At 42.3% G+C, this 6312-nt stretch carries 14 protein-coding genes; all 14 read right to left on the bottom strand.

What is annotated here, in order from left to right; all coding sequences use genetic code 11:
• Nucleotides 1-440 precede the first annotated feature (440 nt).
• The 14 genes from JRI46_06015 to JRI46_05950 all read right to left on the bottom strand — a co-directional run bounded on the left by JRI46_06015 (nt 441) and on the right by JRI46_05950 (nt 6295).
• Nucleotides 441-653 carry a hypothetical protein gene (locus tag JRI46_06015; protein MBW2039138.1) on the bottom strand — a complete coding sequence of 71 codons (213 nt, stop codon included), beginning with the start codon at nt 651-653 and terminating at the stop codon, nt 441-443.
• Nucleotides 654-809: 156 nt separating this feature from the next.
• Nucleotides 810-1541 (bottom strand): ABC transporter ATP-binding protein, encoded by a 732-nt coding sequence (locus tag JRI46_06010; protein ID MBW2039137.1) that lies wholly within the window; start codon nt 1539-1541, stop codon nt 810-812.
• A gap of 2 nt (nt 1542-1543) precedes the next feature.
• Nucleotides 1544-2329, bottom strand: a complete 786-nt coding sequence (locus JRI46_06005; GenBank protein MBW2039136.1) for an ABC transporter permease — start codon at nt 2327-2329, stop codon at nt 1544-1546.
• Between the two features lie 260 nt (nt 2330-2589).
• Nucleotides 2590-2820 carry a type II toxin-antitoxin system HicA family toxin gene (locus JRI46_06000; protein MBW2039135.1) on the bottom strand — a complete coding sequence of 77 codons (231 nt, stop codon included), beginning with the start codon at nt 2818-2820 and terminating at the stop codon, nt 2590-2592.
• The gene (locus JRI46_05995; protein MBW2039134.1) at nt 2817-3041 is read right to left on the bottom strand and encodes a type II toxin-antitoxin system HicB family antitoxin; all 225 of its coding nucleotides are present in this window, start codon (nt 3039-3041) and stop codon (nt 2817-2819) included. Before JRI46_05995 ends, JRI46_06000 begins: the two co-directional genes overlap by 4 nt.
• Nucleotides 3042-3255: 214 nt before the next feature.
• A complete protein-coding gene (locus JRI46_05990) occupies nt 3256-3471 on the bottom strand; it encodes a type II toxin-antitoxin system HicA family toxin (GenBank protein MBW2039133.1) in 216 nt (71 codons plus the stop codon).
• A 9-nt stretch (nt 3472-3480) separates the two neighbouring features.
• Nucleotides 3481-3726 (bottom strand): type II toxin-antitoxin system HicB family antitoxin, encoded by a 246-nt coding sequence (locus tag JRI46_05985; GenBank protein MBW2039132.1) that lies wholly within the window; start codon nt 3724-3726, stop codon nt 3481-3483.
• A 700-nt stretch (nt 3727-4426) separates the two neighbouring features.
• Nucleotides 4427-4705, bottom strand: a complete 279-nt coding sequence (locus JRI46_05980) for a type II toxin-antitoxin system MqsA family antitoxin (protein ID MBW2039131.1) — start codon at nt 4703-4705, stop codon at nt 4427-4429.
• A gap of 5 nt (nt 4706-4710) precedes the next feature.
• Nucleotides 4711-5019 carry a DUF4258 domain-containing protein gene (locus JRI46_05975; protein MBW2039130.1) on the bottom strand — a complete coding sequence of 103 codons (309 nt, stop codon included), beginning with the start codon at nt 5017-5019 and terminating at the stop codon, nt 4711-4713.
• The gene (locus tag JRI46_05970) at nt 5016-5231 is read right to left on the bottom strand and encodes a hypothetical protein (protein ID MBW2039129.1); all 216 of its coding nucleotides are present in this window, start codon (nt 5229-5231) and stop codon (nt 5016-5018) included. Before JRI46_05970 ends, JRI46_05975 begins: the two co-directional genes overlap by 4 nt.
• The gene (locus tag JRI46_05965; protein ID MBW2039128.1) at nt 5215-5682 is read right to left on the bottom strand and encodes a nucleotidyltransferase domain-containing protein; all 468 of its coding nucleotides are present in this window, start codon (nt 5680-5682) and stop codon (nt 5215-5217) included. The genes JRI46_05970 and JRI46_05965 overlap by 17 nt, the downstream gene beginning before the upstream one ends.
• Before the next feature lie 3 nt (nt 5683-5685).
• Nucleotides 5686-5823, bottom strand: a complete 138-nt coding sequence (locus tag JRI46_05960; protein ID MBW2039127.1) for a hypothetical protein — start codon at nt 5821-5823, stop codon at nt 5686-5688.
• Between the two features lie 44 nt (nt 5824-5867).
• Nucleotides 5868-6092, bottom strand: a complete 225-nt coding sequence (locus tag JRI46_05955; GenBank protein ID MBW2039126.1) for a type II toxin-antitoxin system HicA family toxin — start codon at nt 6090-6092, stop codon at nt 5868-5870.
• A complete protein-coding gene (locus tag JRI46_05950) occupies nt 6089-6295 on the bottom strand; it encodes a type II toxin-antitoxin system HicB family antitoxin (protein ID MBW2039125.1) in 207 nt (68 codons plus the stop codon). Before JRI46_05950 ends, JRI46_05955 begins: the two co-directional genes overlap by 4 nt.
• Nucleotides 6296-6312: the final 17 nt, after the last annotated feature.

The following is a 6312-nucleotide window of genomic DNA, read 5'->3' as shown; positions in this document are numbered from 1 at the left end:
ATGATTACTCTTAGTGGGGCTGTGATCCTAACAGTACTCATATCTCTTTCTCCAAAAAAGATATGAACGATCCTCTGATGATTGATTTCACAAGCAACTATTAAATTATAGTATTCTGGAGACTTGTTAGCCCATTTATATTGAGTTGGGAGAATATATGCCCCCACGACCTTTATTTGATAAACATTCCGATTTGTCTGAAGTTGAAAATAAACATTATCCACAATATCAACGTGTTGGCTTTGAGCTGAATTTATTAATGAGAGGTGTATCCTGTTATTACGAATATCCAATTGAAAATTTTGAATAGTTATCACTTTCGTCCTCCATTAGGCACCGAATTTTGGGGTCGCGTCTTTTCAGGCTGTTGCCCAAACCCAATTTTGATAATAAACGCGATATCTCTTGATTTGGTATTACAATAAAATCAACAACTTAACTTATCTCTTTGATAACAATTTTTTCTTAAATACTGTAAAAACGCCTTTGGACAAAAGCCTCTTTATCTTTGACGTTTTCCCATCCACCGTAACCGCCACTAAGAGCTGCGTGAAATTGAGCTGGTAGTCGTATAGATTCCTTATCAGCTCCTGATGAAAGTCGGAAAGCAATTTCAACCTTTTATCCTCAGTTCTTCGGTCTCTTTCAGCCATTTCCCTCACATACCCTATACATTTTTTACCTTCATACTCTCAATATAAGCAAAATTCATTCCAACCCTTAAACTTTTAAGCCTTATCCCAGTCCTAATCATTTATATCAGCCTGTCCGGGAATGTCTTTGACTAAGCAGCTTCATTCCCCGGATGTTCATACTATCTTAACATATTCCTCCACTACCTCTTGAGGATTCCCCTCTATTCTTATCTCCCCTCTATCCAACCATATAGCTCTATCACATAGATCTACTACTGACTTCAAATTATGGGATACATAGACAATGGTAACCCCATTGCGCTTCAGCTGTTTGATTTTATCATAACACCCCTCCCGAAATTCAGCGTCCCCTACAGCCAATACTTCATCTATCAGAAGAATATCGGCGTCCACATTTATAGCCACGGAAAAACCCAGGCGGGCGTGCATACCTGAGGAATAGGTACGGATAGGAGAGTGGATGAACTTCCCAAGGCCGGAGAACTCGATGATCTCATCGAGCTTCTCCTCCATCTCTTTCCTGCTCATCCCATAGATAGCCCCGTTCAAATATATGTTCTCCAGACCAGTCAGTTCTGGATGTAAACCCGCTTCCAATTCTACTAGTGGAGAGATCCTCCCTCTGACCTTTATCTCCCCTCGATTTGGAGCTAAAACCCCGCTGATCAGCTTAAAGATGGTACTCTTTCCTGCCCCGTTTCTGCCGATGATCCCCAAGGACTCCCCCCTTTGCACTGAAAAAGAAACACCTCTGAGGGCCCAAAACTCATCATATTTGTCTCCCCCGCGAAAGAGGTTTATAAAGGCCTCCTTGAGCATGCCGGATCTTTCACGATAGAGCCGGAACATCTTACAGACGTCAATGACATCAATCGCCTTCTCCATACCTATAGGACCTCCGCGAAGCGGAATTCCAGCCGACGAAAGATATGAACCCCCACCAAAAAGCAAAAGATACTTATAAAAAAGGAGATCAGCAAGTAAGTGAAGTCTGGTGGTATCCCTCGGAAGAGAACATTTCGATAAGAGTATACGATAGTCGCCATAGGATTTAAGAGATAAAAGGGAAGAAACTTCTGGGGGATCATAGAGACGGGGTAGAAGATGGGTGTGATATAAAACCAGCCAAAGAGGATGAACTGCAATATAAACCCCACATCATGGTAGAAGGTATTCAAAGAGGAGAAAAAGAGGGAAAGCCCTAAGATAAAGATCAATTGGACAGCCAAGATCAAGGGGAGATATGCGAGGGAATACGAGAGCCTTATCTTAAAGGCCAAAAGGAAGATAAAGAAAAGCCCCAAGGAGAGGAGAAAATTCACCAAGCGGGATATGATCACCGCCAAGGGGATGATCTCCCGGGGGAAATAGATCTTCTTGATCAAATTGGCGTTTTCGGCGATGGAGGTGGTGGAATAAGAGAGGGCAGTGCTAAAAAAGCTCCAGGGCAAGATCCCGCATAGTACGAAGACGGGGTAGTTCTCGATGCGGATCCGTAAAAGGAGGGAAAAGACCACCGTAAAGAGGATCATCAAGACCAACGGTTCTAAGAGGGCCCAGAAGACCCCCAAAATGGACCTTTTGTACCTTACCTTCAAGTCGCGGATGACTAGGTTTCTGATGAGTTCCTTATGTTCTAGGAGTCTTCTGACTTTATGTCGGCGATTCCTCACCAATTACATTCTCACTCTCATAAATTTCTTTTCTCCTAACCCTCTGTCCCTACGATATTTGCAGTCGGGCTCATGAAGTCGCATCTTTAGTCTTTGACATTTTCTTTACCCGCAACAATCCCTACCAAAAATAAGATAAAATTGTATATCTTTCGGCTTCATCTAGACTTCTTTCAGCCATTTTTCTCTATTCTCCATAGAAGTATCCTTATCAAAAAGTAAGCAAAATTCGTTCCAACTTGCCTCCTCAATCCAAAATTTTATTCCATTAACCTCTTGAACTCCTCTGTTGTCAAATTGGCATCCCTAAGAATACTTTTCAAGACCTTTGAATGAATAATTCTTCCCGAATGGAATGGTACGGTAACTCTTCTCCCCTCCCTGTTTTTATATATTCTGTGACTACCACTCTGCCGAGAAAGTGAAAAGCCGATCTTTTCCAACACCTTAATTACTTCCTTGGCAGTAACCCTTGGAAGCTTGTCGCTCATACTGCTACTTCCAGGCTTGTAAGGCTCACAGAGTCAAGTTGAGGAACCTCCTCACCGTTTGCCTGCCTATCCTCCACATGAAGGCGGATTGCGTCTTTTATGTTTTCTAAAACCTCCTCATAAGTGTCTCCCTGCGTATAACATCCCTGAAGCTCAGGGCAAAACGCATAGTACCCCTCCGCATCTTTTTCAATGACCACAGAGAATTTGTAAATCTTCATTATCATACCTCCTCAATCTTTTTTACATACATAAAAGCTTTTTTAGATCGCATCTGTATTTTTGACATTTTTTCTTAGCCGGAATGATCGCCACGAACGATTGAGTGAAGTTGCGCAGGCACTCGTGAAGATTCCTCATGAGCTCCTGATGAAAGTCGGAGAGAAACCGCATCGTGAGCTGCTTCTTTGTTTGCTTGTCGATGGCCATTTTGTCTTATGCCTTATCCCATTCTTCGTCAGTTATCCCAGCTTGTCTGAGAATTTCTTTGACTAAGCTCACATGAATATCTCCCTTTCCATGTGGGTTCGGGATGCGGATTTTCTTCCTACCTTTGACCATGAATTGATGCCTTCCTCCTGAAAATGGCCCCTTATATCCAAGGGCTTTAAATTTCTTGATTAGTTCCTTTCGAGAAATATTAGCAGGCATAACTGATTATCAACCGGCAGCTACCTTTTCAATCTTAATCTCTATGCCCTCTAAAGCTGGGATAGGATCTCCATCCTTTAACTTCAGCAGTACCCATTCCTCCAAGACTTCCCAAAGCTCCCTTCTACATTCTTCAACCGTTTCAGCGTTAGCCCAAACGCCTTCGAAACCCGGGATTTCTGCAAACCATGTCCCATCGTCCAATTTTTTATATTCTGCTTTTCCTAATGCTTTTTGAAGATACTCGAATAGCATGTCCGCTTACACCTCCTCTTAATGTTACGCTCGTTCTTGAATAATTAGAGAGAAATTGGAGAAAAAATTCACCCTTTTAGCCTCAGTCTTTTGGTTTCTTTCTGCTATTCATCTCCATACTCCATCTAAAACTCCTTATCGTAAACAAAGCAAAATTCGTTCCAGCTTGCTTTGTCAATCCAAAATTTTATTCCATTACCGCCATGAGCATTGGGTGAAGTTTAGCTGGTAGTCGCGGAGGTTACTTACCAGACCTTGATGGTTATTAATTGTCCTTTTCACATTGTTGACCGTGTTGTTTTCATCTAAAATCGGCTAACCAAGTTCACCCTAACTTAAGGAATAATTGGGGGATCGCATCTTTAGTCTTTGACATTTCCTCTGCCCGCAATGGCCGCTGCCAAGTGCTGCGTGAGATTGCGCTTATACTCAAAAAGTCCCTTATCAGCTCCAGGCGGAAGTCGGAAAGGAATTTCAACCTTTTATCCTCAGCTTTTCGGTTTCTTTCAGCCATTTCCCTTCCACACCCTATTTAACCTTCATCCTATAAGCAAAATTTATTCCAACCATCAAATCTTCTAGGCTTTATCCCACTCGTTATCACTCATGAACTTACCTTTGTCCAACTATATAGCCCGGTCATATGGACCTACTACTGTGTCGGATTTCTTTTATCTAGCGCGTAAATCAGCCGACGCTTTTAGCCGGTCGACCGCATTTGCTTGTTAAGCCATTCCTTGTCTACCGTAAATGCCTGACCTTGGGGATCAAGACCGGAAAGATCTTGTCGTTTCAATTTATTCCTAATTTTTTCAAATAACCTTACGGTCTCCTCAGCATATAATCGCTCTCCGCAATGCAGGCATACTTCAGCATGAACTTGTAATACAACAGTATGATTTCCTCCATGCAAAATCTTTTCTACTACCTTATCTTTTAGCTCACCTCCACAAACCGGACATTTATCAAATGGCAACATTATTGTTATCTCCTTTTTCGAAAATTGATCCATTGATTTGGATCGGGACGATACACGGTTATCAAAACCGCCCATTTGTTGTTTTCATTAAACGCCCATACACTATGAACAGGATCACCGCCAAAAGTCTGACCATATATGAGGCAGCTTGGATACGGCTTGTCGCCAAGATAGCGTTCAATTATATCACCATGTAATACTGAGTAAAATATTTCATCAAAAGTCAATTCATCTGTTTCCGCCTCTTCGTCGGCATGATCAGTGATCCTAATGCGATTATTTTGAATCGCGTCAATGATGTCTTCAATATTCACAAGTTATATCCAACAAAAGATCCGTTTCCCATCAGCCCTTCTGCTAGTTTGAGGAAATGGACCAACAATCTTGAGCGAGCAATGTCCTGGCTGTCCTCGTCTGAGAGAAACTCCTCTAAAGACATCTTTCCCAAAAGCCTGAGTCTCTGGATCGACTTTTTTATATCCTCCGATGCCTCCCTAACCCTGTCTATGTTAATCTGACCTTCCATAAGCTTCCTTCGTATAATGATTCAAAATGGGTTGAATATCATTGTATTTTCTGGCCACTATCGCTACAAACTCAGAACAGAAGTCTTCATCCCTGCACAAAAGCAATTTGCCCTTTATGACGTGATAAAGAAAAGTGACGGGAGCTTCGTTGATTATCCTTACCTCAACAGGGAAGGCGTCCTTTAAAGCCCTACTCAGCTTATCCCCCAATTGGAACTCGTACAAGGGTGGCAACGAATTAGTATCTCTTATAAATACTCCCACATCAATATCTCTAAATAAATCTTCATCTAAAAAGGACCCGTACAAAAAAGCAGATACCACCCTTTTGTCTTTAGACAACTCATTTTTTAAAAACTCTATAATTCTCCCTTTCTCTTTGTTGGAAAGAGAGAAGGTCTTAACCTGTAGAACGGAATAATTGGGGGGCCGCATCTTTGTCTTTGACATTTTCTAGTCCGCCATGCCGGCGAGGACCGCCACCAAGAGCTGAGTGAAGTTGCGCTGATATTCGTGGAGATTTTTTATCAGCTCCAGGCGGAAGTCGGAGAGAAACCGCATCGTGAGCTGCTCTTTGCAATCTTTATCCATCTTCACCTAATTTTTAAGCAAAACCCATGCCACAATAATCTGCCTTATCCCAGAAGTTTTACAAACTCGCCTATACTCAGACTGGTTTGTCGAATGATAGAGCGCAAGGTGCCTCTGTCCAGTTCCTTATGGTCAGGTACAACAACTTGCGAAAATGGATTGTTTCGGCGCAAAATCATGTGACTTCCATGCTGTCTCTTCAGGAAGAAACCGGCTTTCTGTAAAACTTTTACGCATTCTCGGCCTGATATCTTGGGTAGCTTACTCATACAGCTACCACCAGCGTTTCAAAACGCTCTGAAGGAACAGGCAGCCCATCTTCTTCCAGGGCAGCAACATACCCTTCGATAGCCTCCTTGATATTTGCAATAGCTTCTTCTCTTGTCCTACCCTGACTGATACACCCAGGTAAACTCGGACATTCTGCTACCCAGTAACCGTCTTCACCAGGGTAAATGATTACTTGCCTCATAATCCAACCTCCCTTAG

The organism is Deltaproteobacteria bacterium (assembly GCA_019308925.1).
Classification (GTDB): domain Bacteria; phylum Desulfobacterota; class B13-G15; order B13-G15; family RBG-16-54-18; genus JAFDHG01.
Note: the sequence above shows the minus strand (reverse complement) of the source record. Positions and strands in the feature narration are given on the sequence as shown.

Coding starts and splice junctions, on each gene's coding strand:
- JRI46_05985 (MBW2039132.1), bottom strand. CDS start 3,726: ATGCTATTCGAGTATCTTCAAAAAGCATTAGGAAAAGCAGAATATAAA.
- JRI46_05995 (MBW2039134.1), bottom strand. CDS start 3,041: ATGAAGATTTACAAATTCTCTGTGGTCATTGAAAAAGATGCGGAGGGG.
- JRI46_05970 (MBW2039129.1), bottom strand. CDS start 5,231: ATGGAAGGTCAGATTAACATAGACAGGGTTAGGGAGGCATCGGAGGAT.
- JRI46_05980 (MBW2039131.1), bottom strand. CDS start 4,705: ATGTTGCCATTTGATAAATGTCCGGTTTGTGGAGGTGAGCTAAAAGAT.
- JRI46_05965 (MBW2039128.1), bottom strand. CDS start 5,682: ATGTCAAAGACAAAGATGCGGCCCCCCAATTATTCCGTTCTACAGGTT.
- JRI46_05950 (MBW2039125.1), bottom strand. CDS start 6,295: ATGAGGCAAGTAATCATTTACCCTGGTGAAGACGGTTACTGGGTAGCA.
- JRI46_05990 (MBW2039133.1), bottom strand. CDS start 3,471: ATGCCTGCTAATATTTCTCGAAAGGAACTAATCAAGAAATTTAAAGCC.
- JRI46_06015 (MBW2039138.1), bottom strand. CDS start 653: ATGGCTGAAAGAGACCGAAGAACTGAGGATAAAAGGTTGAAATTGCTT.
- JRI46_05955 (MBW2039126.1), bottom strand. CDS start 6,092: ATGAGTAAGCTACCCAAGATATCAGGCCGAGAATGCGTAAAAGTTTTA.
- JRI46_05960 (MBW2039127.1), bottom strand. CDS start 5,823: ATGGATAAAGATTGCAAAGAGCAGCTCACGATGCGGTTTCTCTCCGAC.
- JRI46_06000 (MBW2039135.1), bottom strand. CDS start 2,820: ATGAGCGACAAGCTTCCAAGGGTTACTGCCAAGGAAGTAATTAAGGTG.
- JRI46_06010 (MBW2039137.1), bottom strand. CDS start 1,541: ATGGAGAAGGCGATTGATGTCATTGACGTCTGTAAGATGTTCCGGCTC.